Source organism: Arthrobacter sp. Y3223164, from assembly GCF_059091005.1.
Genome location: NZ_JBNHGF010000010.1, coordinates 1 through 23,804, shown reverse-complemented (window position 1 = coordinate 23,804; position 23,804 = coordinate 1). Strand labels below are relative to the sequence as shown.

Annotated in this window: 22 protein-coding genes; 16 read left to right on the top strand and 6 right to left on the bottom strand. The window is 65.2% G+C overall.

Annotation, left to right across the window (positions count from 1 at the left end):
- Together AC5RUJ_RS01695 and AC5RUJ_RS01690 are read left to right on the top strand one after the other, a co-directional pair.
- Window positions 1-570 (top strand): thiamine pyrophosphate-dependent enzyme (locus AC5RUJ_RS01695; RefSeq protein WP_494155566.1); only part of this gene is annotated, 570 nt, incomplete at its 5' end.
- Window positions 567-1,550 (top strand): C-terminal binding protein, encoded by a 984-nt coding sequence (locus tag AC5RUJ_RS01690; RefSeq protein WP_494127792.1) that lies wholly within the window; start codon window positions 567-569, stop codon window positions 1,548-1,550. The genes AC5RUJ_RS01695 and AC5RUJ_RS01690, both read left to right, overlap by 4 nt.
- Before the next feature lie 208 nt (window positions 1,551-1,758).
- On the opposite strand, the gene AC5RUJ_RS01685 is transcribed toward AC5RUJ_RS01690, so the two are convergent.
- The 3 genes from AC5RUJ_RS01685 to AC5RUJ_RS01675 all read right to left on the bottom strand — a co-directional run bounded on the left by AC5RUJ_RS01685 (window position 1,759) and on the right by AC5RUJ_RS01675 (window position 4,894).
- Entirely contained in the window at window positions 1,759-2,943 is a 1,185-nt protein-coding gene (locus AC5RUJ_RS01685; protein ID WP_494127793.1) for a M20 family metallopeptidase, read from the bottom strand.
- An 11-nt stretch (window positions 2,944-2,954) separates the two neighbouring features.
- Window positions 2,955-4,097 carry an aminotransferase-like domain-containing protein gene (locus AC5RUJ_RS01680; protein ID WP_494155565.1) on the bottom strand — a complete coding sequence of 381 codons (1,143 nt, stop codon included), beginning with the start codon at window positions 4,095-4,097 and terminating at the stop codon, window positions 2,955-2,957.
- A gap of 137 nt (window positions 4,098-4,234) precedes the next feature.
- Window positions 4,235-4,894 carry a TetR/AcrR family transcriptional regulator gene (locus AC5RUJ_RS01675; protein ID WP_494127795.1) on the bottom strand — a complete coding sequence of 220 codons (660 nt, stop codon included), beginning with the start codon at window positions 4,892-4,894 and terminating at the stop codon, window positions 4,235-4,237.
- A gap of 157 nt (window positions 4,895-5,051) precedes the next feature.
- On the opposite strand from AC5RUJ_RS01675, the gene AC5RUJ_RS01670 reads away from it, so the two are divergent.
- The 4 genes from AC5RUJ_RS01670 (at window position 5,052) to AC5RUJ_RS01655 (ending at window position 9,473) form a co-directional block, all read left to right on the top strand.
- Window positions 5,052-6,008, top strand: a complete 957-nt coding sequence (locus tag AC5RUJ_RS01670; RefSeq protein WP_494127796.1) for an ABC transporter substrate-binding protein — start codon at window positions 5,052-5,054, stop codon at window positions 6,006-6,008.
- Between the two features lie 35 nt (window positions 6,009-6,043).
- Window positions 6,044-6,964 (top strand): amino acid ABC transporter permease, encoded by a 921-nt coding sequence (locus tag AC5RUJ_RS01665; protein WP_494127797.1) that lies wholly within the window; start codon window positions 6,044-6,046, stop codon window positions 6,962-6,964.
- A complete protein-coding gene (locus tag AC5RUJ_RS01660) occupies window positions 6,964-7,722 on the top strand; it encodes an amino acid ABC transporter ATP-binding protein (protein WP_494024482.1) in 759 nt (252 codons plus the stop codon). The genes AC5RUJ_RS01665 and AC5RUJ_RS01660 overlap by 1 nt, the downstream gene beginning before the upstream one ends.
- A 122-nt stretch (window positions 7,723-7,844) precedes the next feature.
- Window positions 7,845-9,473, top strand: coding sequence for a zinc-binding metallopeptidase family protein (locus tag AC5RUJ_RS01655; RefSeq protein ID WP_494127798.1), 1,629 nt, complete (start codon window positions 7,845-7,847; stop codon window positions 9,471-9,473).
- A gap of 63 nt (window positions 9,474-9,536) precedes the next feature.
- On the opposite strand, the gene AC5RUJ_RS01650 is transcribed toward AC5RUJ_RS01655, so the two are convergent.
- Window positions 9,537-10,037: a hypothetical protein gene (locus AC5RUJ_RS01650; RefSeq protein WP_494127799.1), complete on the bottom strand. Its 501-nt coding sequence runs from the start codon at window positions 10,035-10,037 to the stop codon at window positions 9,537-9,539.
- Window positions 10,038-10,293: 256 nt separating this feature from the next.
- On the opposite strand from AC5RUJ_RS01650, the gene AC5RUJ_RS01645 reads away from it, so the two are divergent.
- The 4 genes from AC5RUJ_RS01645 to AC5RUJ_RS01630 all read left to right on the top strand — a co-directional run bounded on the left by AC5RUJ_RS01645 (window position 10,294) and on the right by AC5RUJ_RS01630 (window position 14,736).
- Window positions 10,294-10,953, top strand: a complete 660-nt coding sequence (locus AC5RUJ_RS01645; RefSeq protein WP_494127800.1) for a TetR/AcrR family transcriptional regulator — start codon at window positions 10,294-10,296, stop codon at window positions 10,951-10,953.
- Window positions 10,899-12,134 carry a nucleotide disphospho-sugar-binding domain-containing protein gene (locus AC5RUJ_RS01640; RefSeq protein ID WP_494127801.1) on the top strand — a complete coding sequence of 412 codons (1,236 nt, stop codon included), beginning with the start codon at window positions 10,899-10,901 and terminating at the stop codon, window positions 12,132-12,134. Before AC5RUJ_RS01645 ends, AC5RUJ_RS01640 begins: the two co-directional genes overlap by 55 nt.
- Window positions 12,135-12,373: 239 nt before the next feature.
- Window positions 12,374-13,639: a glycosyl hydrolase gene (locus tag AC5RUJ_RS01635; protein ID WP_494127802.1), complete on the top strand. Its 1,266-nt coding sequence runs from the start codon at window positions 12,374-12,376 to the stop codon at window positions 13,637-13,639.
- A 194-nt stretch (window positions 13,640-13,833) separates the two neighbouring features.
- Complete coding sequence (locus tag AC5RUJ_RS01630) at window positions 13,834-14,736, top strand: PaaX family transcriptional regulator (protein ID WP_494127803.1); 903 nt, start codon at window positions 13,834-13,836, stop codon at window positions 14,734-14,736.
- 104 nt (window positions 14,737-14,840) lie between these two features.
- Here AC5RUJ_RS01630 and AC5RUJ_RS01625 read toward each other — a convergent pair whose 3' ends face one another.
- Window positions 14,841-15,326: a cupin domain-containing protein gene (locus AC5RUJ_RS01625; RefSeq protein WP_494002127.1), complete on the bottom strand. Its 486-nt coding sequence runs from the start codon at window positions 15,324-15,326 to the stop codon at window positions 14,841-14,843.
- A 203-nt stretch (window positions 15,327-15,529) separates the two neighbouring features.
- Here AC5RUJ_RS01625 and AC5RUJ_RS01620 point away from each other — a divergent pair, with 203 nt between their 5' ends.
- From AC5RUJ_RS01620 to AC5RUJ_RS01595, 6 genes are all read left to right on the top strand, one after another.
- Window positions 15,530-16,618, top strand: coding sequence for an MBL fold metallo-hydrolase (locus AC5RUJ_RS01620; protein ID WP_494127804.1), 1,089 nt, complete (start codon window positions 15,530-15,532; stop codon window positions 16,616-16,618).
- Window positions 16,615-18,102: an MFS transporter gene (locus tag AC5RUJ_RS01615; protein WP_494127805.1), complete on the top strand. Its 1,488-nt coding sequence runs from the start codon at window positions 16,615-16,617 to the stop codon at window positions 18,100-18,102. Before AC5RUJ_RS01620 ends, AC5RUJ_RS01615 begins: the two co-directional genes overlap by 4 nt.
- A gap of 93 nt (window positions 18,103-18,195) precedes the next feature.
- A complete protein-coding gene (locus AC5RUJ_RS01610; protein WP_494127806.1) occupies window positions 18,196-18,654 on the top strand; it encodes an acyl-CoA thioesterase in 459 nt (152 codons plus the stop codon).
- Entirely contained in the window at window positions 18,651-19,532 is an 882-nt protein-coding gene (locus tag AC5RUJ_RS01605; protein WP_494127807.1) for a PaaX family transcriptional regulator, read from the top strand. The genes AC5RUJ_RS01610 and AC5RUJ_RS01605 overlap by 4 nt, the downstream gene beginning before the upstream one ends.
- Window positions 19,533-19,813: 281 nt before the next feature.
- Window positions 19,814-21,169, top strand: coding sequence for an MFS transporter (locus AC5RUJ_RS01600; RefSeq protein WP_494127808.1), 1,356 nt, complete (start codon window positions 19,814-19,816; stop codon window positions 21,167-21,169).
- A gap of 121 nt (window positions 21,170-21,290) precedes the next feature.
- Window positions 21,291-22,997 (top strand): thiamine pyrophosphate-binding protein, encoded by a 1,707-nt coding sequence (locus AC5RUJ_RS01595; RefSeq protein WP_494127809.1) that lies wholly within the window; start codon window positions 21,291-21,293, stop codon window positions 22,995-22,997.
- A gap of 98 nt (window positions 22,998-23,095) precedes the next feature.
- Here AC5RUJ_RS01595 and AC5RUJ_RS01590 read toward each other — a convergent pair whose 3' ends face one another.
- Window positions 23,096-23,512 (bottom strand): RidA family protein, encoded by a 417-nt coding sequence (locus tag AC5RUJ_RS01590; RefSeq protein WP_494002134.1) that lies wholly within the window; start codon window positions 23,510-23,512, stop codon window positions 23,096-23,098.
- Window positions 23,513-23,804 lie beyond the last annotated feature (292 nt).

The window sequence follows — 23,804 nt, the reverse complement described above, 5'->3', positions numbered from 1 at the left end:
CGCGACGAGGCCCGGGCGCTGTCCCCGGAGTTCGCCGCGCTGGCCGAACAGGTGGCGGCGGCCGTGCCGGCGTCGACCATCATCGGCGGCGACTCCTCCCAGGCCACGTACCTGGGCACGGCGAGCTTCGTGCCGCAGGACCGGCCGCATTCGCTGCTCTACACCCCTGCCTACGCCACGCTCGGGTACGGGCTGCCGGCCTCGATCGGTGCCCGCATCGGTGCGCCGGACCGTCCGGTGGTCTGCGTGGTGGGCGACGGCGCGCTGATGTTCGCGGTGCAGGAGCTCGTCACCGCCGTCGAACAGCGGCTGGACCTGGTGGTGGTGTGCGCCGACAACGGTGGCTACGGCGAGATCCGCCAGAACGAGCTGGACCGCGGCATCGAGCCCGTCGGTGTGGAGCTCGTGCAGCCCGACTGGGCCGCGCTGGCCACCGCCTTCGGCGGCACCGGCCAGCGGATCCACGACGCCGCCGAGTTGGCCCCGGCCATCCGCCGAGCCCTGGCCGACGGCGGAGTGCAGCTCATCCACGTGCCCGCGCAGCTGTTCAAGCAGGAGGAGCAGGCATGACGGCGCGGGTGCTGATCACCGACGCCGAGGACCTCGACTACTCGATAGCCGTGGAACTGCTGGCCGAGGCCGGCATCGAGGCGCAGTACCTCAATACCCGGGACCGCGGCGCCATCCTTGACGCCGCGCAGGGCTGCGAGGGGATCATCCTCGGCTATGCGACCCTGGACGCCGAAATGATCGCCGCCATGCCGGACCTGAAGGTCGTGGCCACCATGTCCGCGGGCTTCGACATGGTGGACCTCGAGGCCGCGGCCGCCCGGAACATCACCGTGTGCAACGTGCCCTCGGTGGCCACCCGCGACGTGGCCACGCACGCCTTCGCCGGCATGCTCTCGCTCATCCGCGAGCTCCCGTGCTCCCAGGCTGCCACCCGTCGCGGGGACTGGACGGGGGAGGGCATCCCGGTGCCGCCCCGGATCAGCGAGCTGACCCTGGGACTCGTCGGATTCGGGCGCATCGCCCAGTACCTGGCGGGTCTGGCGGCCCCGGTCTTCGGGTCCGTCATCGCCTACGACCCGTTTGTTCCGGATTCGGCCTGGCCGGCGGACGTGCGCCGGGGCGAGCTCGCCGAGGTCCTGGCGGCGTCGAACGTGGTCAGCCTGCACACCCCGCTTACCGAGGAAACCCGGAACCTGCTCGACGCCGACAACCTCGCCGTCCTGCCAGCGGGCAGCTATGTGGTCAACGTGTCGCGCGGCGCCCTCGTCGATGAACAGGCGCTCTGCGCCGCCCTGGACTCCGGCCACATCGCCGGGGCCATGCTGGACGTGTTGACGGAGGAACCGGCTCCGGCCGACCACCCGCTGGTCGTCCACCCGTCGGCGATCGTCACGCCCCACGCGGCGTACCGCAGCAACGTCTCGCTGCGCGAATACGTGGCCCTGCCGGCCCGGAACATCATCGCCTGCCTGCAGGGCCGGCAGCCGGAGACCCCGATCGCCGCGGCGGCCCCGACGCTCGCCCCGGCGGCCGGTTAGGCCCAAGCACGCTAGCTACAACCGGACGGCGCCCGGTCTGCATCGGCAGGCCGGGCGCCGTTTGCGATGATGTTGGTGTAGGGACGCGGCGCTGGCTTGTTGCGGCGCGTCGCATGCCGAAGAAGTTTAGTGCAGCCCGCCGTTCGATACGCCGTGCAACACTCGACCGCTGCGTCGGTGGCACGGCTAAGGAGCTCGTCGCGTGCCTCTACCGCCCGCCGACGTCCCCCGCGACCGGGCGCGTGAGAAGACGTTGCCGCTGGTCGGCGTCCGTGGCCAGGTCGATGCAGGTCCATGACATGGCGAGGGCGCCGTCGCGCACGGCCTGATCTCCCGCCCGGGATGCGGCAAGGTCCGCAAATTCGGCGCTATGAATAGGCGGGCAACCGCCGCCGAGTCCTATCATGGGATGGATTGTCGGGTAGCGCTGCGATACGTTGCCCATGTCCGTCGACCCGCCCAAGACAGTGGTCTCGCCCGGATTTCGGCCAAGCATTCTGGCGTTGGCGCGATAAAGATCGGCCAAGGCATCGTCGGTCTCCAGGCTGGCGAAGTCGTGACCTACCTGGTCAATGGTTAGCTGACTCCCTGTTGCCACCGCACCCGCCTCGAGGCATCGGTGTAAAACCTTTGTTACCTGTTGCAGGGATTCCATCGAATCGGCACGGACCATCCATTCGCCCACAGCGGTATCCGGGATGACATTCGGCGCCGAACCGGCGTTAAGAACGTAGCCGTGGATTTGTTGATTCGGCTGCAGTTGCTGTCGGGCGAGGCCTATGGCCGTGAGGGCGACGGTGATGGCGTCGAGCGCGTTGACGCCGTCGTAGGGCGCCGCAGAGGCATGGGCGCTTCGTCCGCTGAACGTAGCCATGTACCCGGAGCACGCATATGGTCGCATCGCCAGCTCGTCTTGTCCGTACGGGTGAACCATCATGGCGGCATGGGTGCCGTCGAAGTCGCCTTGCTTCAGCATGATGATCTTGCCGCCCACGGTCTCTTCAGCGGGTGTTCCGAGCAGCCTGACCGTGATTCCGAGCTCGTCCGCCAGCGGCGCCAACGCCATGAACGCTCCCAGTGCTGCCGCGGCGATGATGTTGTGTCCGCAGGCGTGGCCAATGCCGGGCAGCGCATCGTACTCGGCGCAGATGGTGAGAACGAGCTCTCCCGCGCCCGCCTCAGCCCGGACAGCTGTCGAAAGTTCGCCCAAGCCATGCTGCACGCGTGACTGCTCGATTGCTTCCAGCTCGTGGACCAACCAGGCTGAGGCCTTTACCTCGTCGAGGCCGAGCTCCGGGTTCGCGTGCAGTCGATGGCTGAACTCGACGATCCGTTCCAGCCCCTGGTTGATGGCCGACTCGGCACGCTTTTTGAAGGTCTGAACCGTGGTCATGCGGGCGCTCCTCAGAGGCATTCACTAATGGCGATACCCAGGCGGCGAATTGCCTCGCGCAGCCTTTCCGGCGTCTCGAACGAGAACGCTATGCGCAGCTGATTGTCACCCGACCCGTCGGAATAGAAGGCGCTGCCCGGAACAAAAACAACCTGGTGGGCAATGGCGCGAAGCATGACCTCTTCGCCGGAAATGCCATGCGGCAGGGTCACCCACGTGAAAAAGCCACCCGCAGGCACCGTCCAGTTAGTGCCGGCGGGCATGAAATCGGTCAGTGCTTCCATCGCCGCGGCGCACCGGTCGCGGTAGAGACCCACCGCGTTGTCCAGCGTCTTTCGCCAATCAGTCCGTGTCAGGTACTCCCCGACGAGCATTTGGCTGAGGACCGAGGGGCAGATGGTGGTCGCTTCTGAAGCCAGCTGCAACTGTCGGCGCACATCGTCGGGCACCACTGCCCATCCCAAGCGAATCCCCGGCGAGAAGGTTTTCGAAAAGGAGCCAAGGTAGAACACGTTGTCCGGATCCAATTGATGAAGGCTTGGCAGGTGCCGGCCATCGAAGCTCAGCATGCCGTAAGGGTTGTCCTCAATGATGGCGATGCCGGCCTCCCTGCAGATGCGGACCACCTCGGCCCGGCGGTCGGCGGCGAGGGTGACTCCCGAGGGGTTATGGAAGTTGGGGATGGTGTACAGCAACTTAATGCGTTTGTCCTCTAGCGAGAGCTCACCGATCTTCCGCTCCAGCTCGGCAGGGATCAAACCGTCGCTGTCCATGGGCACGTGCGCTACCGACGCTTGGAGCCCGTCGAAGACGCTAATGGCGCCCACGTAGGTGGGCCCCTCCGCCAGGATCACATCGCCGGGATCGCAGAACAGTTTGACCAGCAGTTCAAGCGCCATCTGAGATCCTGCGGTGATCTGCACATTCGCCGGACCCGCAGGGTTGCCTTCGGCCTGCATGACCGAACAAACCAGCTGCTGGAGTTCCTCGGTGCCCCCGCCTCCGCCGTACTGGAGGGCCTGCAGTCCCTGGGTGCGAAGCAGCGCTGCTGCCGTGTCCGCGATCCCGGCCAGGGGCAGGACGCTCAGATCCGGATTGCCGCCTGCCAGCGAGATCATCCCCGGTTGCATCGAGAGGTCGAAGACCTCACGCACCGGTGACGGCTTATAGCCGGAGGCACGAGCAGCGAAGAGGGCCGACACCCCGGTTGAAGACGTAAAGGAACTGGTAGTCATGAATCTCCTCGTTTCGCTGGCTTTGATCTTTCGGGAAATCTGTAGTGGCGCGCTGGTCAGCCCCTGGTAGAAGCTGCTGTCTCCCAGCTGGAGGTATCGACCCCGAGCTCGGATGAGGCGAAGCGGTAGAGGAGCCTGCGCATATTTTCGGGGCTGCTGCCGTAGGTTCCGTTGACGGTCTGGACAGCGAGGCCGTCGACAACGGCGAGCAGGAGTTGCGCCGTGTCCTCGGGCTCATGCACCGGTTTGATGCTGCCTTCGGCTGCTGCCTCCTCCAGGACGTCCAAGAAGAACTTCCGCCACAGCTCAAGGAGCGTATTAACTTCCCGCCGCATGACCGGGTCCTTGTGCGATGCCGCATATAGTTCAATCCAGAATCCCCACGCATCGGCGAAGGATTTGTCGCCTTCCACCGAGAAGGTCAGCAGGTCCCGAATTTTCGCCAAGGCGTTGGTTCCGTGCGCGGCAATTTCGCGCCACTCCTCCTCGGATTCGCGAATTCTGTGATCGATGGCCGCCAGAATGAGGCGGTCCCTTGTGCGGAAGTAATGCTGGATCATGCCGATGCTGAAGCCCGAGGCTTCGGAAACCGCCGCAAAGGAACAGCCGTCTACGCCGCAGGAGGAAATGATGGCAGCCGTGTGATTGACAATCGCAAGCCGGCGCTCTGCAATCTCTTCCTCTGTTACAGCATGCTTCTTTCTGGATCCGCCCACTGCTGCACTCCTCTTGCCTGTACTTCTACTGGTCCCGTCCGCACCACGCGGGTTTTCGAACAACCCTTGACAGTGATCTGCCTCACTTCAATAATAAGTGCAACATATTGGAGTTATCAACACTGTTTCGATTGATTCCGCCGATGGAAGGCACACCATGAATACGATCTACAGGAATTCCTGCCTAGCGGTAGCAGCGCTCTCGCTCCTGGCCGGCGTCACCGGCTGCACCAACACCGAGAGCACGGCAACAACTGAGGGCGAAGGCCCGAGCGCAACTGCGGGACCCGTCTTAGGGGAGGGCGGGCAGGAGGCAGCCCAAGCGGCGCAGGAAGATCCTGCCGTCAGCGCATTGGTCCCGCAGGACCTTAAAGACCGGGGGACCATGGACCTGGTCACTGATCCGACCTATGCCCCAATCGACTTCACCGATGACGAGGGCAACATCGTCGGCCTCGAACCGGACATGGCCCTGGCCGTTGCCAAGAAGATGGGGCTGGACATCACCATTAACAAGGGCGACTTCAACGGCATTCTCGCGGGAATTCAGGCAGGCCGATACGACGCATCCTGGGCTGCCTTCTCCATTACGCCGGAGCGGCAAGAGCTGGTCACCATGGTGAGTTACATGCAGAGCGGCACGTCTGTCATGGTCAAGAAAGACAACCCCGACGACGTAACGGGCGTCCTGGACCTCTGCGGGAAGACGATAGCTGCCCAAACGGGCACCACGCAGGCGCTCGACGTCTTGCCGGCCTTCCAGGCGGAATGCAAGAGCAGCGGTAAAGAAAAGATCACCGAGCTGGTGCTGCCGCAACAGGACAACGTGAACCAGGCAGTGGCCACCGGCCGCGCCGCCGCAATGGCGGCGGACGTTGCCTTGGTTGCCTACTACTCCCAGTTGCAGCCAGACGTTTTCATGGCCGTCGAAGACATTCTTGTCGAACCGGCGCTGGCAGGAGTCGTAGTCAACCAGAAGGACAAGGAACTGGCCGATGCCTTCAAGGCCGCCATCGACTCGTTGATTGCCGACGGCACCTACGCCGAGATCCTCGACGCGTGGAACCTGGGCAACACAGCGGTGGAAAAGTCCGAAATCAACCCCTCCAAGTGATCCGGACGTACAAGAAAGGCCAGGTCTAAAGGCCCATGAGCACGGAACGAACAAAGAAGCATCCGGCCGATTCCTCCCCGGGGCCGGCGGTGGACTATCTCGCACTCAGCGGCAGGCCCGTGCTGCGGCGGAAGCGCCCGGGCCAGCTGGTGGCAATCATCGTCGTCGGACTCTGTCTGCTCATCGCCGCCATAACGCTGGTTACTAACCAGGGCTTCGGATGGGACGTGGTAGCGCGTTACTTCTTCGACACGCGGATCCTCAGCGGGCTGGCGACTACACTGCAGCTGACCTTCATCGCCATGCTTATCGGCTTCGTCGTCGGTTTGCTCGTGGCGGTCATGCGGATGAGCGACAACTGGCTGATTGCCGGTGTCGCCGGGGCCTACGTCTGGTTCTTCCGCGGTACCCCTCTGCTGGTCCAACTGTTGTTCTGGGGCTTCGCCGCGGCGATCTTTCCAACCATCGGCATCGGGATCCCGTTCATTGGCCCGAATTTTGTCGAATGGGACACCAACGACGTCATCTCGCTCATGACCGCGGCCATCCTCGGCCTCGGCCTGAATGAAGGCGCCTACATGGCGGAGATCGTCCGCGCAGGGCTGCTCAGCGTACCGCAGGGCCAGACCGAGGCCAGCCGATCCATGGGCTTCAGCAAAATGGCCACGCTCTGGTACGTCGTCATCCCGCAGGCCATGAAGGTCATCATCCCGCCGGTCGGAAACAACGTGATCTCGATGCTCAAAACCACGTCGCTGGTCATCGTTATCGGCGTGGGTGATCTGCTGTACAACACCCAGCAGATTTATGCCCAGAACCTGCGCCAGATCCCCCTGCTGATTGTCGCCAGCATCTGGTACCTCCTGCTGACGACCATCCTGTCCTACTTCCAAGGCAAGCTGGAAAAGCGCTATTCCAAAGGCAATTCCCTCGTTACCGGAAAGGCGGCCCGCTGATGGCGACAGTCGAATTCCTCAATGTGCACAAGAGCTTCGGCGACGTGGAGGTGCTCAAGGGAATCAACCTCAAGGTCCAGCCGCAGCAGGTGGTCTGCCTGATCGGGCCATCAGGTTCCGGCAAGTCCACCCTCCTGCGGTGCGTCAATCATTTGGAGATGACCAATGCGGGCGCCATCCTGGTCGACGGCCGCATGATCGGCTATGACGTCAAAGGCGACCAACTGGTGGAAGCGCGACAGGCCGAGATCGACAAACGCCGTTCCAAGATCGGCATGGTGTTCCAGAACTTCAATCTCTTCGGCCATATGACTGCCCTCGAAAACGTCATGCACGGGCCGCTGAAACTCCTCAAGACCCCGAGGGCCCAAGCCGAGGCCAAAGCCCGCGATCTGTTGGGCAAGGTAGGTTTGGCGGACAAAGCCGGCAACTTCCCATCCCAGCTTTCCGGCGGCCAGCAGCAGCGCGTAGCCATAGCCCGTGCCCTCTCCATGGACCCGGACGTCATGCTTTTCGACGAACCTACCTCCGCATTGGATCCCGAGCTTGTGGGAGAGGTGCTGGAGGTCATGAAGAAACTGGCGCGAGCCGGCATGACCATGATCGTGGTGACCCATGAGATGGGCTTTGCGCGTGAAGTGGCCGACGTCGTCGCCTTCATGGACAACGGCGTCATCGTGGAGATGGGACCGCCCGATGACGTGCTGCAGCATCCCCAGCATGAACGAACGCGCAGCTTCCTGGCCCGCGTCTCCTAACCCGGGCTCTCCTCTAAGGACAGCCGGACTCACCACCCTACTGCGTGGACAACGTCGCCGTGCCCAACCCCGGGCAGTGCCTGCTCACGTACTCAAGACGCAGCACCCCGAAAGGAACACTAGTGAGCACCACCCAGGAAACCACCGCCGCAGCCGTCCCCGCAGGCCTCGCCGCCGAAGCCAAGGCAACAGCCCGGGAGTGGATCGACGCCAACATGGACCGGCTGTCCGAATGGCACCGGCACATTTGGGAGCTCGCGGAGCCGGCTTGGCGCGAATACCGCTCCGCCGCCTGGTACGTGGAGCGGCTGCGCGCCGAGGGCTTCGAGGTGGAAGAGGGCAGCGGCGGGATGCCCACCGCGTTCAAGGCCGAGTGGACGCAGGGGAGCGGCGGTCCGGTGCTGCTGACCTACGCCGAGTACGACGCCGTGCCGGGCAACTGCCAGGCCGCCTCCACCGAGGAGACCCCGCGCGACGGGCTGAGCGCCTTCGCACCCGGCCACACCGACCCGCACTCGGCGCTGGGCATCTCCACGCTGGCCGGCCTGCTCGGCACCAAGCTCGCCATGGACGTGCACGGCATCGCCGGCACCCTACGCTACACCGGCGAACCGGCGGAAAAGGTGCAGGGCTCCAAGGTGGTGCACGGGCTGCGCGGCTACTACGACGGGGTGGACGCAATTGTCAGCTTCCACCCGTTCTACATGCTGCCGCTGTGCAACACCGCCCGCTGGGACACCCAGTGCGGCTCCTATTACTCCAGGGTCTACTCGTTCATCTGCGACGAGCCGGAGACCTGGCAGCTCTCGGCCAACCCGAACTCGCCGATCCCGGCGTCGCACTCGGCGGCCCGCGCCCCGGGGGCGAACGTGGCGCTGATGCAGATGTACACCAGTTCGCGGGTGATGCAGGACGCCATGCTGCCCAGCTTCGGCGGCTGGAGCCTGTCGGACGCGATCCTCGGGTCCGGGCAGGCGACGGCGGACAACCTGCCGGCGCGGATCGCGCAGATCCAGTACTCCTGGCGCTGCCCCACGCTGGAGATGGCCGGGCACGTCCTGGCGGTGCTGGACCGCAACGCCGAGCACGCCGCGGCGATGGCGCACTGCCGGGTGGAGACCACCTGGGTGGCCCGCAACCGCCCCGGCATCACCAACCACGTGCTGGCGCAGGCGCTGTACAACAACCTTGAGGAAGTCGGCGCCCCGGTCTATGGCGACGACGCCGTGGCCGCCGCGCAGCAGATTCAGTCCGGTCTGGGGATCGAGCCGATGGAGAAGCCGTTCCTGGACGAGTGCGAATCGCTGATCTCGCCGCAGGACGCCGAGGAGGCGCTGCGCGAGCACCTGGCCCCGTGGCAGAAGAACTGGACCAGCGACGACTACGTGGAGATGACGCACTACGCACCGACCGTGCGCTTCTACATCTCCCGGCCCGCGCTGAAGCCCGCGCCCGGCAAGGGCGCCTACCCCGGCTGGGTGATGAACGCCCTCGGCGGTATCCCCGCCGCCATCGACCCCACCATTGAGGTGGCCGGCAAGACCATCGCCGGCACCTTCGTGGACATGCTGACGTCGCCGGAGCTGTTGGCGGAGGCCGGCGAGGAGTTCCGTCGCCGCAAGGCCGAGGACCCCACCGGAGCCCTGCTGCCCGCCGACTTCATGCCGCCGACCGGCCTCGCCTGGCCCGACTACACCCCGGCCGAACCGACGGCTTCCGGCGAGCGGGTCTGGCACCCGCAGGCGCTGTAGCATCCTGAAAAACGTAAGGGTGCCGTCCCTGGCGGGACGGCACCCCTCGCGACTGTCCGCAGGTTAGGCGGCGGGCTCTTCGACGACGGGCTCTTCGATGATCGGGTCTTCGACAACCGGCTGTTCGGCGGCGAGCTGCGCCTCGTAAGCGTTGGCAACGGCCTGGTAGGCGACGCGGGCTTCGTTGACGATCGCGCGGTTCTTGACGCGGAGGTCCTTCAAGGCAGCGGTCTGTGCCGCGCGCAGGTTCTTTACCTGCAGCTGCGCGGCTTTCACGGCCTTGCCCTTGGCGAGCTTCGCCTTCTTTGACACGGCCTTCAGCTCGGCGGCTGCGGTGGCGCGGGCCTGCTGTTCGGTGGTGCGGGCATTATTCTGCGCTGCCTTGAAGGCGGCCTTGGCGGCTTTGACGTCGGCCTCGGTCACGGCTGGCTCGGCGCTGACGGGTGCGGTGATGACCGGTTCGGTGACGGGCTCAAGGTTAGCGGCGGATGCGGCGGTGGCGCTTCCGCCGGCCAGGAGGGCGGCTGCGAGGAAGCCGGCGGCGATCTTGCGGATTGCAGTCATGTGTACTCCGTGTTCGGATGAGGTGGCCGGCCCAGTGCCCGCCACCCTTCGAAAATAACGAGTCCGACCGCCGCAAAGGCCCTCCTTGCGGCTAACCTGCCGAAACGTTGCCGCAGCTTTCCAAAACCTGCGTCTTTGGTGGGACGAGACGTATCTGAAGTGACTGCAACCTGCCCCTGGGAAGGAGGCGGGCAGCGCCGTCGTGATGGGTTTCCGGCTCTTCCGCCGGAACCCTTTTAGCGTTAACCTGATTAACATGAATTCCGTGCAGGACACGGGAGCCCGGGGCTACCGGATGGGCAAGCGGGCCGAAACAACCGCGGCCACGGCTGACCGGATCCTTACTGCCACGGTGGAGCTCTTCACCGCGGAAAGCCTGGCCGGCGTGACCCTTGGCAAGGTGGCCGAGCGCGCAGACACGACGGTCCAGACGATCATCCGCCGGTTCGGCGACAGGGACGGCCTGCTGGGAGCGGCCGCGGAACGGGCCAGCGCGGAAGTAGCCCGGGCCCGCGGTGCACTCGAACCGGGTGACGCGGCCGCCGCCGTCGTCAATCTTGTGGAGCACTATGAGCACGTGGGGCGGACTGCCTTGCGCATGCTCGCGGAGGAGGGCGGTTCGGACTTCATGCGCCGCATCACGGGGGAGGGGCGTGCCTTTCACCGGCGGTGGTGCGCCCGGGTTTTCGCCCCGTCCTTGGAAGGGCTGGAGAGTGCGGACCGCCGCCGCCGGCTGGCCCAGTTCGTCGCCGTTTGCGACGTCTACACCTGGAAGCTGCTCCGGCTCGACGCGGGCCTCAGCCGTCACCAGACGGAAAAAGCACTGCTCGAGATGCTCGAGCCCCTCATCGGGAGGACGCCATGTCCACCATCCTTGCGTACACCTCGCCCGCGCTCGGGCACCTCTACCCGCTGATCCCGCTGCTGCAGGAACTGGTCCGGCGGGGGCACGACGTCCACCTGCGCACCCTGGAATCCCAGCTGCCCGCGGTCCGTGCCCTTGGCATCCACGCGGAAGCGATGGACCGGCGGGCCATCACCGAGATCGAGGACTACCGGGCCGGGAACACCCGAGATGCCCTCGCCGCCTCGGCCAGCACGTTCGTTACGCGGGGCCGGTTCGACGGGCCGGATCTGCGCGTGGCGATGGACGGCGTGCGGCCGGACCTACTGGTGGTGGACATCAACGCGTGGGGTGCCCGCATGATGGCCGAATCCTCCGGCCTGCCGTGGGCGCTGTTCAGCCCGTACACCCCTCCCATCAGGTCGCAGGGCACCCCGCCGTTCGGGCCGGGGCTGCGTCCCTTGAGCGGTCCGTTGGGGCGGATTCGCGACGCCGCCGTCCGCCCGCTGGTGATCGGCGCCGTGGAGCGGCTGGTGCGTCCGGGCATCAACGCCCTGCGGGCCGAGTTCGGGCTGGGCAGCATCAAAACCGCCGACGAGTTCTTCCGCCTGGCACCGTTGATGCTGGTGGCCACCGCCGAGCCGTTCGAGTACCCGCACCCCGACTGGGGCGACCGGATCCGCATGATCGGTGCCCTGTCTTGGGAACCACCCGCCGAACCGCCGGCCTGGCCCGCCGAGACCACGGGGCCGCTGGTGCTGGTGACGACCTCCTCGGAGTACCAGGCGGACGAAGTGCTGGTCCGCGCCGCGGTCGACGGTCTCGCCGGCGAACCCTACACGGTCGCCGTCACCGTCCCCGCCGGGACCGCGGAGTTCGGGCCGCTGCCGGACAACGTCCACGTGGAGCGGTTCGCTTCCCACCTCGCTCTGTTGGAGCGGGCCGTGGCTGCGGTGACGCACGGCGGCATGGGAGCGACCCAGAAGGCGCTGGCGCGCGGGGTGCCGGTGTGCGTGGTCCCGTTCGGCCGGGACCAGCTGGAGGTCGCCGCCCGGGTGGTCGCCTGCGGGGCCGGTACCCGCTTGTCCGTGAAGAAGCTGTCGCCGGAGGCCCTGCGCGGCAAGGTTCGCCAGACAATCTCGATGGCCGACGGTGCCCGCCGGGTCGCGGCCGGCTACGACGCCGCCGGGGGAGCTCCTGCCGGTGCGGACGCAATGGAGGAGTTGCTGCGGCGGGGCGTTGGGGTGGGATAACCGTTTTGGGTGGGGGGGCTCATCGGTTTGCAGCACAGACACGGCAACGGGGTGGCGCGGAGTCAGCGCGGCCGGATTCCAGTCCACCCTTGATGGTCAGGACGCAAGGGGCGGGAACCGATCCTGATTGCTCGTTTGACCAACGAGAGGGCGTTCAGGTAGTGTTGCGCCCCACACGCGGCCGCAGGCCCAGCGGCTTCTCCTCCCCGTCTCGTATTCCTTCACGTGAGAGTCCCTCCATGCGCCTGGCCTTCAAAATGATGCTGATCCCGGTCCTGATGGCGCTCGCGCTCCTGGGCGGAGGGGTTGTCCCCGCTCAGGCAGCCACGGCCGCGATAACTCTCAGTCCCTCATCCGGACCGGCAGGGACCTCCGTCACGGTGACCGGCACAGGCTTTCCCAAGAAGTCCTCCGGAACAATCACGGGAGGAACAGAGCCTGTCCCCTTCCTCTCAAGTGCCTCGGGATACTTCCGTACCACGCTGGTTATCCCTGCGACCGAGCAGGCAACTGTCTCCATCGAGGCTAAAGCCGGCGCCACCCGCGCCTCCGCTCCCTTCACGCTCACCTACAGCAGCCCCTCGGTGACACAGGAGGAACCGGCGCCGCCCCAGCAGTCTCCCGCCCCCACCGCGCCATCGATCAGCAAGGCGCCGCTTCGCTTTGGCTTGGGAACGCCCGGTGGACCGCTGGCTTCGGCCGAACTGGACGCAGCGGCTGCCCTGGTTGGCGAAGCACCGTCGATCATCCTCTCCTACAAGGACTTCAACCAAGCCCCGCCCATCACCGAATTGGAAGCGGTCCGCTCCCGCGGAGCTCATACCTTGCTCACCTGGGAGCCCTGGACCTGGGGCGGAGGCACTGCACAACCCGCCTACTCGCTGGACCGGATCACCGCCGGAGACTTCGACCCCTACCTCCGCGAATGGGGTACCGCGCTGGCTAAGTGGGGCCACCCCGTGATGCTGCGCTTCGGCCACGAGATGAACGGAAACTGGTACCCCTGGTCCGAGGGAATCAACGGCAATACGGCCGGGGACTATGCCGCCGCTTGGCGGCACGTGCACGACGTCGTCTCTTCCACCGGCGCCCGTAACATCACCTGGGTCTGGAACCCGAACGTCCCCTACGCCGGATCTACCCTCTTGGACGGTCTCTACCCGGGCGCGGGTTACGTGGATGCGGTTGCCCTCGACGGCTACAACTGGGGCACCGCCGCCGCGTGGAGCACCTGGACCCCGCCGTGGGCGCTGTTCGCCGACGGGCTTGGACAACTCCGGTCGCTGGCCCCGGGCAAGCCCATCCTCATCGCCGAAACGTCCTCCGCGGAAGAGGGCGGCTCCAAGGCGGCCTGGAACAAGGACCTTGTCTACTACCTGTCCCAGCAGCCCGACATCACCGCCCTGGTCTGGTTCCACTACAACAAGGAAACGGACTGGCGCATCGACAGCAGCAAAGCGTCTGCCACTGCGCTCGCCGAAGCCCTGGCCGCCCGGCCCAAATAGCGAACGGACGTGCGCGCCTTCCACTAATCTGGATAATCCGGCAGCGCCGACCCAGAAAAATCCTGCACGCTCTGCTGGCCGAGCGGCCGGATGGGGCGCGACGTTACACAGCAGCATCTGGTCTTCAGCGCGCACGCGACGAGCCTGTCCGACCGTCGCTGCCGCCGGGTGCAGCCCATCGCCAGCGACTTAGGATGGGAGGCGCACAGAGTATGAGGGTGCGCAGTCAAGAGGAGGACCCAATTCCCGCCACCGCGCCACGGACGCAGCGCCCACAGCTGCAGCAATTGCTGGTCACGCTCTACGGTCTTTATGCGGGAGGCGCCGGAGCGTGGCTGCCGGTCTCTGTGCTGGTGGCCATGTTGGCGGATCTGGGCGTGGACGGCCAAGCGGCGCGGTCGACCATTTCCCGGTTGAAGTCAAAGGGTGTGCTGTCCGGCCGCCGGGTCGACGGTGTGTCGGAATACGCCCTTTCCGAAGGGGTGCTGGATATTTTCCATGCCGATGACCAGCGGATCTTCGCACCGGAACGCTCACGGCCGGACGATGCCTGGGCTTTGGTGGTGTTTTCCGTGCCGGAGGCGGAGCGAAACCGCCGGTACGAACTGCGCGCCGAACTGACCAGCCTCGGCTTCGGGTTTGTGGCGGCGGGTGTGGCGATCGCTCCCACTACGGTGATGGAGCAGGCTATGCGCCGGCTGGCTGACCGCGGCCTTGACCGCTACACGGAGTACTTTGCCGGAAGCTACCTCAAAGAGGGCGACATCCGCGAGCACGTGCAGCAGTGGTGGGACCTGGCGCTGCTTGAGCGCCAGTACGAAGATTTTCTACAGTGCTACTCGCTCCCGGCGGACGAGTGGCAGCGCCGGACCGAAGCAGGTGAGCGGCCGCATCCGCGCGAGGCTTTCAGCCTGTACGTGCCGATGCTGACTCAGTGGCGAAGGTTCCCCTACCGGGACCCGAACTTGCCCTTCGAATACTTGCCAGAAGGCTGGAAAGCACCGCAAGCCAAACAAGTGTTCCTGACCCTGGACGGCATCCTCCGTGCTCCGGCCGCCGACCGTGCACATGCGCTGTTGGGAACACCAGTTCCCTGAGCCGGTACCCGTATCCCGAATGATCGCCGATGCCGGTGCCCTGCCTGCGGGAGGAGGGCACCGGCGTCGTGACCACAGGGTCACCTCGGCCGCTGGAGCGGGGATTACGCGCCGGGAACGCTGCCCTCGGGCAGGAAGTTTACGTCGTGCAACGCCGATCGGCGGACAACTTCTTCCGGATCGCTGAGGTCGTGCAGTTGGTCGAATAGCTGGGCGAGCCGGCCTGACGGGCTGACCCAGAAGAGAGCCTTGCCCGGGGTCTCTCCCTTGTTGTAGTAGGCGTGCGGCAGATCCCGGGGCATGCGTACGGTGTCGCCCGGGCCCGCAGTGGTCCACTCGCCGTCGAGGTACAGCGTGTAGACGCCTTCCATCACGTAGATGTGCTCGTCCTGAGTCGGGTGGACGTGCGGCGGCACGCCCGTTCCGGTGGGATCCAGCGACAGCCACGCAAAGCTTGTGGCGCTTTCCGACTTGGCCAAGTAGGTGTGGCCGAGGACGTTCCAGGTTTTGTTACCCATGGCTTCGCTGGCCAGAGTGATGCCCTTGGGCAGGTCTCCCAGAACGATTTCCTGATCCTGTTGCGCCTGCATGGCGGCTCCTTTCGTTGAACGAACTGTGCAGCCAGCATGGCAGGCTGAAGGTTTATATGCAATAGGTATTGCGATCGCAAAACTAGCTCCATATGATGTGTGTCACGCTTCGATCGCTACCAGGCCGAGGCGCGTCACGACGCCGCCACATCACCTTTCCGGGCGGCTCCTTTCCCGCCCACCTACCGAAGGAAAGAGGGCACATGGCTACAGCACCGCAGGGTATGAGCGTTCACACGCTTGGAACGGGAGGCGGTCCGATTGTCTCCAGCAGTCGCGCAGGAACCAGCACCGCCATCCGCGTAGACGACGCTGTCTACGTGGTGGACTGCGGGATGGGCAGCATCCGCAACTACCGATCCAGCTCCACGTGGGGTGAACTGCGGGGGATTTTCCTGACTCACCACCACTCGGATCATGTGTACGACCTGGGTTCGTTCCTGGTCACCGGTTGGCAAGTCCCCGGGGAGTCTTTCAGCCGGCAGATCCAGATTCTGGGTCCGGGCCGTCCGGAGCGTGTACCGGCTCTGGATGACGAGCATGCCGGGCAGCTCGGCACCCGGTTAGGCAACCGCGGCATGACAGGTACCCGCGAGATGGTCGGCGCGCTGCTGGACAAGGTTTTCGCGTCGGACATCTGCATCCGGATGGCCGATGAAGGGCGCGCCGACCCGAACGACTGGGTGGTTGCCGCGGATATCGAGATACCAACATCGGCGGCCGCAGACCCTGTCTACAACCGGCATCCCGAGATGGAGCCCTTCGAGATCTACCGGGACGACAAAGTGGCCGTCAGCGCCATTCTGGTGGACCACCGGCTGTGTTTCCCGGCCTTCGCCTACCGTTTCGACTCGGCGTACGGGTCGGTGGTGATATCGGGCGATACAGCCTTTTCGGAGAACTGCATCCGGCTTGCGCAGGGTGCCGAGCTGCTGCTGCACGAGGTGATGGATCTGGAAGCCATCCTTGCGACCTTCCCGGACGGGCCGACCCGCAACGGCATAGAAGTTCACCTGCGTGAATCGCACACCCCCTACACCGAAGTGGGCAAGGTAGCCGCACGTGCCGGTGTGGGGCGGCTGGTGCTGCACCATGTGGTGCCGAACACGCCGGGCGCGGCTGACACACAGAAAATGCAGGAGGCCGCTGCCGCCGACTTCGGTGGCCCGGTGGACGTGGCCGAAGACAATGACGTTTTCGTCCTACCGCCGGGGTTCCCGGTTGGTGCGCCGTCCGCCGCGGGGGCAGCGTCGTCCGTGGCCGCAGCCGAGACCTTGGAGGTCGGAGTATGAGCGCGCAGCAGGCCCGGCAGGTAACCGGGCAGGAGGAGCTGATCGCGCCGCATACCCTCCGGGCCGCGGTCAAGTATGGCCGGATGAATCGTCGAGCCTGGCTGGTCACGGGAGCGCTGGTGGTTTTTCAGATCATCAACTTCGCGGACAAGGCGGTCCTCGGCCTGGTTGCAGCGCCCGTGATGCAGGAACTCAACCTGAGCGCCGGTGAGTTCGGCTTCATTGGCAGCGCGTTCTTCTTTCTCTTCGCGGCAGCTGCCGTGGCAGTGGGCTTCCTGGCTGGCAAGGTGCCGACGCGTTGGATCCTGCTGGCAATGGGTATTTCCTGGGCGGTGCTGCAGTTCCCGATGCTCTTCGGCGGCGGCGCGGCCGTCCTGTTGGTTACCCGGATCATCCTGGGCGCGGCAGAGGGGCCGGCCACTCCCATCAGCCTGCAGCACGTCCACGGCTGGTTCCCGGCCAAGGAGCGGGGGCTGCCCAGCAGCATGGTCGCCATCGGCTCCACGCTGGGGCCCATCATTGCAGCTCCGGTGCTGGCCTGGATCATCGCACATCCCGATCTGGGCTGGCGCTGGGCCTTCGGATTTCTGGGAATCGTGGGGTTGCTGTGGTCGCTTGCCTGGCTGTTCATAGGACGCGAAGGTCCCTATAGCCACACTGCCACGTCAGAATCCGGAAAGGCGGGCGGAGAGGAGCCAACTGTTGCTGCCGCGGCGGCGGGAGAGGAACGAACGGCGCCCGCTCCCGCGACCGCAAGTATCGCTGACCGTTCGGACTTGCTCAAGATAGTGCCGATTCGACGTGTGCTCGGCACTCGCATGTTCCTGTGCGCTGTCCTGGCGGGAGCCGGTTGCTTCTGGGCGCAGGGATTCCTGACCACCTGGTCGCCCAAATACCTCGCTTCGGTCGTCGAGCTTTCACCCGAGATGATCGGGCTCGTCTCCACCTTCCCCTGGGTCCTCGGCGCGCTGGCGCTGCTGGTGCTCGGCTACACCTCCCGGTTCCTCATGCAGCGCGGTGTGACCGTTCGCTGGGCACTCGGGGCGTTGTTCGGGGCATCGCTGTTGTGTTCGGGTGTGTGTTTCCTTGTGCTGCCGCAGGTCGGCGGCGCGGCAGCGGTGGTCTTTGTGACGCTTGGCGCGGGCCTGGCGCTGGTCTTTCCGCTGGCTCCGACGGCCCTGGCCTTCAGCGTCTGCGCCAAGCAGCGTGGCGCCGTGATGGCCACCTTGACCGGTTTGGCCTCGCTCGGCGGCGTGATCGCTCCGGCGATGGTCGGCAGCCTCATGGACCGTGCCGGCTATGTCATAGGCCCCAAGGGTGTTGCCGATACCGGCGAGATGGCGGCGCGGCTGGCAGCGGGGATGAACTCGGCATTCTGGATGATCGGCATCTACCTCGTCGCGGTCGGGATCCTGAGCGTCATCATGCTCAACCCGGACCGTACGGCAAATCGGCTGCAGCAGCGGTTCGTGTTCAACGGCTGAACGGCGGAAGGCCGCCGTCGTCTATCGACCCGGCAGGGCGCTCCGTCACCGTTGCGCCATAGGATGGACGTGGTCTGCAGTGAAGGGAGAACCATGGAGGCGAACGACGGCGGCCTGCCGGAGGTCAGCATCGAACGGACCGTCGAGTGGGTCGATACCGACGCGGCCGGCCACCAGCACAATTCCGTAATCATGCGGTGGGTGGAGGCTGCTGAGGCCGAACTGTTCCGTCGGCTGCAGTTGCCCGATTACTTCCCCAGCGCCCCGCGCGTGCAGCAGGTGATCAACTACCGGGCCAAGCTGTGGTTCGGCCAGCGGGTGACCGCCCGGTTGTCCGTGCAACAGTTAGGCCGGACATCCCTGACGTTCGCGTTCGAGGTCCACGGTCAGCCGCATGAACAGTCGCCGGGCGGTCTGGCGGCCCACGGAACCTTCACCACTGTTTACGTACCGGCCGACAGCGGCGGCGCGCAGCCGTGGCCCGACCACATGCGCGCCGCCATCTGCGGTGCAGGCTTCCGGTCCTCGGATGCGGGAATCTTGAAGGCATGATGGAGATTCCAGCGCCGCAACTGCAGCACCAGCAGTTAATTCTCACCATCTACGGCTTGTACGGGCGGCGAGGTGGATCCGCGCTGCCCGTGTCTGTGCTGATCGATATGCTTGGCGACCTGGGGCACGACGCCCCGGGCGTGCGTTCAGCGGTCTCGCGCATGAAGGCCAAGGGCGTGCTCAACAGCGTTCGGAGCGGTGGAGCGGCGCGATACGAGCTGTCGCCGCGCTCGCTGGAGATAGTGCAGGAAGGCGATGAGCGCATTTTCGCGCCGCAGCGAGGGGGGCCGGAGGGACGATGGGTGCTGGCGATTTTCTCGGTGCCGGAGTCTATGCGCGATCGCCGTCACCAACTTCGCACCGAACTGGCCCGGCTTGGTTTCGGGTCCATGTCGGCGGGGGTTTGGATCGCTCCGGCCGCAGTCCGGGAAAGCGCCCGGCGGCGGCTCGAAGACCGCGGTTTGGCCGAGTACGTGGAATTCTTCACGGGCGAGTACTCGGAAGGGCCGGATATGCGTGCCAAGGTGGCTCAATGGTGGGACCTCGACGCGTTGGCCGCTCAAATCAATGAATTTCTGGACTACTACGGTGGATCGCTGGCAGCGTGGACGGAGCGCGTGGGAGACGACGCCGCACAGGCGCTGGCCGCGTCGGATGCCGAAACCAAACGGGACGCTTTCCGGTACTACGTGCCCATGCTGACGTTGTGGCGGCGTCTGCCGTATCGGGATCCCGGCCTACCGCTGAAATACCTGCCTGAAGGTTGGCGCGGTCCGGACGCGCGGCAAACCTTTTTCGGAGTTCATCGCTTGATCGGCCCGCTGGCCGAGGCTTACGCCCAGTCGTTGGTCGCTGGCGCCGCCGGGGCTAAGCCCTGACTGCATAAGCTGCCGATCGCCGGTACCGTGTGGGGCTTAGGCGTCTGCCGGCCACGCCGACCGGTTGCAAGCCGAGCCAGCGGGACGCCTGCCCGTCCTCAAAGTTCATGTGCGGAAATCTGGTGACGCCCGTCACAAGCCTGTGTTATGTTGTGCCAGTATGACGCTCGTAAAGATGTCGGCATATGCCTTGGATGGTGCAGTTGAACCGCACAACGGCAGTCCTGCCCGTCCCGTAGAGCACTCGCCCACTTCGTCCCGAATGATGAATTGAGATCCGAATGACAACTACATCCCCGCCCGCCTTCAGGGTGCCGCCCAAGGCAACGAAGACGGTGCTTTTTTGCTGCTGGCTGGCCATCTTGGCGGAAGGCTACGATGTCGGCGTCCTTGGTGCTGTCCTGCCGGCGCTCGCGGAGTACCGTGCCTGGGACCTTACGCCGTTGGAGCTCGGTGGACTCGGAGCCTACGCCCTGGTTGGAATGCTCATCGGTGCCCTGTTTATCGGCACCCTTAGCGATATGTACGGGCGCAAAAAGATGCTGTTGGTCTCAATGGTCATCTTCACCCTGACACAAGCAGGTGCCGCGGTCGCTCCGACGCCGGAAATCTTCGGTCTTTTCCGACTCATCGGCGGCCTTGGCATGGGCGGCGTCATTCCCGTGGCCGCCGCGCTGACAATCGAGTATTCGGCTCCGAAAAAGCGTTCGTACAATTACGGACTCATGTACTCCGGCTACTCGCTGGGCATCGTTGCCGCGGCGCTCATGGCGCTCTTCTTGCTCCCGGTGGCCGGTTGGCGCTGGGTGGTCGCCATCGGCGCCGTCCCGGTTCTACTCTTGCCGGTTATCGCCAAGCTGCTGCCCGAGTCGCTGGACTATCTGGAGGCCAGCGGAAAGCGGCAGCAGGCTGAGCTTTTGGCCGGCCGATTGGGAATAGCTCCTTATGTTCCGACCGTGCCAACGAAGCCAGTCGAAGAAGGCAAGACCGACCCCTGGTGGCGGACCATTACGACGATGTTCTCTTCCCGGTACTTGCGCTCCACAGTATTCTTCTGGATTTCCCTCTTCTGCGGCATGGTCCTGGTCTACGGGCTGAACACCTGGCTGCCTTCCATCATGAAATCCGCCGGCTACGACCTTGGTTCCTCTCTGACCTTCCTGTTGGTGTTCAGCCTCGCCTCCGCTGCAGGAGGGCTGGCCTTGGGCAGGGCTGCAGACAGGTACGGTCAGAAGCTCATTCTGGTGGTCTTCTACCTCCTCGGGGGTCTAGGCATTCTTCTGCTGATATTCCCCGGCAACATGGTGGTCAATCTCCTGTTTGTCGCGTTCGCCGGTATCGGCTCCATCTCTACCTCGCTGGTGCTGACCGGCTACATTGCCGACTACTATCCCGCAAATATGCGGGCCACCGCCACCGGTTGGGCGTTGAGCTTCGCTCGCATCGGAGCCATCTCCGGCCCCTTGATTGGTGGATGGATCGGAAGCGCCGCACTGCCCTTCGAGTGGAACTTCATCATTTTCGCCGGAGTCGCCGTTATCGCAGCGGTAGCAGTTGCGCTGATTCCGAAACGCATTTCGCCAACGCTGCCGTCGACGAAGCCAGGCGGTGAAACTGCCGACGTGGGCGTCCGCTAGCCGAACTGCTGACCGCGGAAATCCCTCGGAGCCGAGCCGGAGCCGAGGCATTTCCGTCATTTCATCGATACTGCGGGACCATTGCCGAGCTGGACTGGTCCCGCCCATGGAGGGATACGTCTTGACCGTTACAACCAACAACTGCCGACAGGCACGCCCGCAAGCAGACGCCCGTCCACCCGTCAACGTCGCAGAGCTCGTCGGCTACACCCTGGCACGTCTGGGGGCGGGCCACGTTTTCGGGGTAGTAGGCAGCGGCAACTTCACTGCGACCACGGCGTTGCGCCGCTACGGCGTCCCGTTCACCGCCGCCCGGCATGAAGCCGGCGCAGCGACCATGGCCGACGCGTACGGGCGGGTGTCCGGAAGGGTGGGCATCGCTTCTACCCACCAAGGCTGCGGACTGACCAATGCCGTCACCGGGATCGGGGAAGCCGCTAAGAGCCGCACTCCGATGATCGTGCTGACAGCGGATACGGCGGCCTCGGCCATCCGTTCCAACTTCAAAATCGACCAAGATGTCCTGGCACGAAGCGTCGGTGCCGTCGCCGAACGCGTTCATTCGCCGGAGAGCGCCGTAGCGGACACCGTCCGTGCCTACCGTACCGCTGTCAACGAACGCCGGACGGTGGTGCTGTCGCTGCCCACGGATATCCAGGCGGCGGCTGTGTCTGCCGACGTGCCCGATGTTAAACCTCTCCCCGTGCCGCAGGCCGTCCGTCCGGACGCCGCATCGGTCTCCCGGTTAACCGATCTGATTCGCGGCGCGCAGCGTCCCGTCTTTGTCGCCGGACGCGGCGCCCGCGGAGCGGGTCCGCAGATTTCGGCGCTTGCCGCAGCCTCCGGGGCGCTGGTGGCAACCTCCGCAGTGGCACATGGGCTCTTCGCCGGAGATCCCTTCAATCTCGGAATATCCGGAGGGTTTTCCTCCCCCTTCACCGCGGAAACAATTGGCAGCGCGGACCTGATAGTCGGCTGGGGCTGCGCACTGAACATGTGGACCATGAGGCACGGGTCCTTGATCGGGGCGAACACGCTAGTGGCCCAGATCGATGTCGAGGATTCGGCCCTCGGCGCTAACCGGCCAATCGAACTGGGCGTACTCGGTGACAGCGCCGAGACGGCCCAGGCCGTACTGGAAGTGCTGCAGGCCGAGGGCTACCGGGCCGCCGGACTGCGTACCCAGGAGATGGCCGCTCAGATCTCCGCCCGTGCCCGCTGGAACTCCGTGGCGATAGAAGACCTGTCCACTGATGAGGTCATCGACCCCCGCGTCATCAGCCGGGAGCTGGACAAGATCCTCCCGGCTGACCGGCTGGTGTCCATCGACTCCGGAAACTTCATGGGTTACCCCAGCAGTTACCTGTCGGTGCCGGACGAATTCGGATTCTGCTTCACCCAGGCATTCCAATCCATCGGACTCGGGCTTGCGACTGCCATCGGCGCCGCCACAGCCCGCCCGGACCGCCTGCCAGTCCTGGGCACCGGGGACGGTGGCTTCCTGATGGGGATCGCAGACCTGGAGACAGCAGTGCGGGAGCGGATCCCGTTGGTGGTCATCGTCTACAACGACTCCGCTTACGGCGCCGAGGTCCATCACTTCGACGTAGGGGACGAGGAACTTGAGGTGGTCCGGTTCCCGCTCGTGGACATCGCCTCGATAGCCAGAGGCTACGGGGCCGAAGCCGTCACCGTTACCGGCTTGGCCGACCTGGCGGCGGTTTCGGCGTGGCTTGCGGGTCCGCGGGCGGAGCCGCTGGTCATCGACGCGCGGATTGCCTCCGACGGCGGTGCCTGGTGGCTTGCCGAGGCATTCAAGGGGCATTGACCGCCGGCGCTGCCGAGGTGCGGTCGGCCACGACCGCAAAAAAGTGTGGGAGGGCGGAAAACTCCGCCCTCCCACAGGATTTGGCTCTGCGTTTTAACTCAGCGCTCCGGTATCACCGCGATGCCTTGGATCTCGATCAGCGCTTCTTTCTGCCACAAACGCGAGACGCCGATGCCGGCCATCGCCGGATACTCTGTCCCCGCCATCTCCCGCCACAGGCGCCCGATTTCCCGGCCGTTGGCCAAGTAATCGTCCACATCGGTGAGGTAGATGGTCACGCTGACCAGGTCTTCCGGGCGTCCGCCGGCTTCCTCCAGCGTGACGAGCACGTTGGAGAACGCTTGGCGGAACTGTTCCACAATGCCGCCCGGGACAATCTGCATGTCCTTGTCCAGCGCGGTCTGGCCGCCTAGGAAGACCGTGTTTCCGGCCAGGATTCCATGCGCGTAGCCGGATGGCTTGGGTAGTGAAGCGGGATTGATGGTGCGGTTCCCAAGGGCTGACTGATGGCTCATGTGTTCTCTCCTGGCGTTGATGGGTCGGTGTGGTCAGTTTGGAAAAAACTCTGGTGCAGATCGCTTCGATCGTGTACGTTGAGCATATGTGACGGCCGTAAAAAAGTCGACACATTGAAAACGAAGGAGAAACCGCATGAAACTAGCCACCTTGCGAACCGGCCCCGGCAGCACCACGGCAGCCGTCCAAATAGCGGCCGGCGCCTATGTGCCGTTGCCGGCCTCCGATGTGGGAGCCTTGCTGGCGACGCCGGGCTGGCGTGCGGTGGCCGAGGAGGCCGTGCGCACCGCC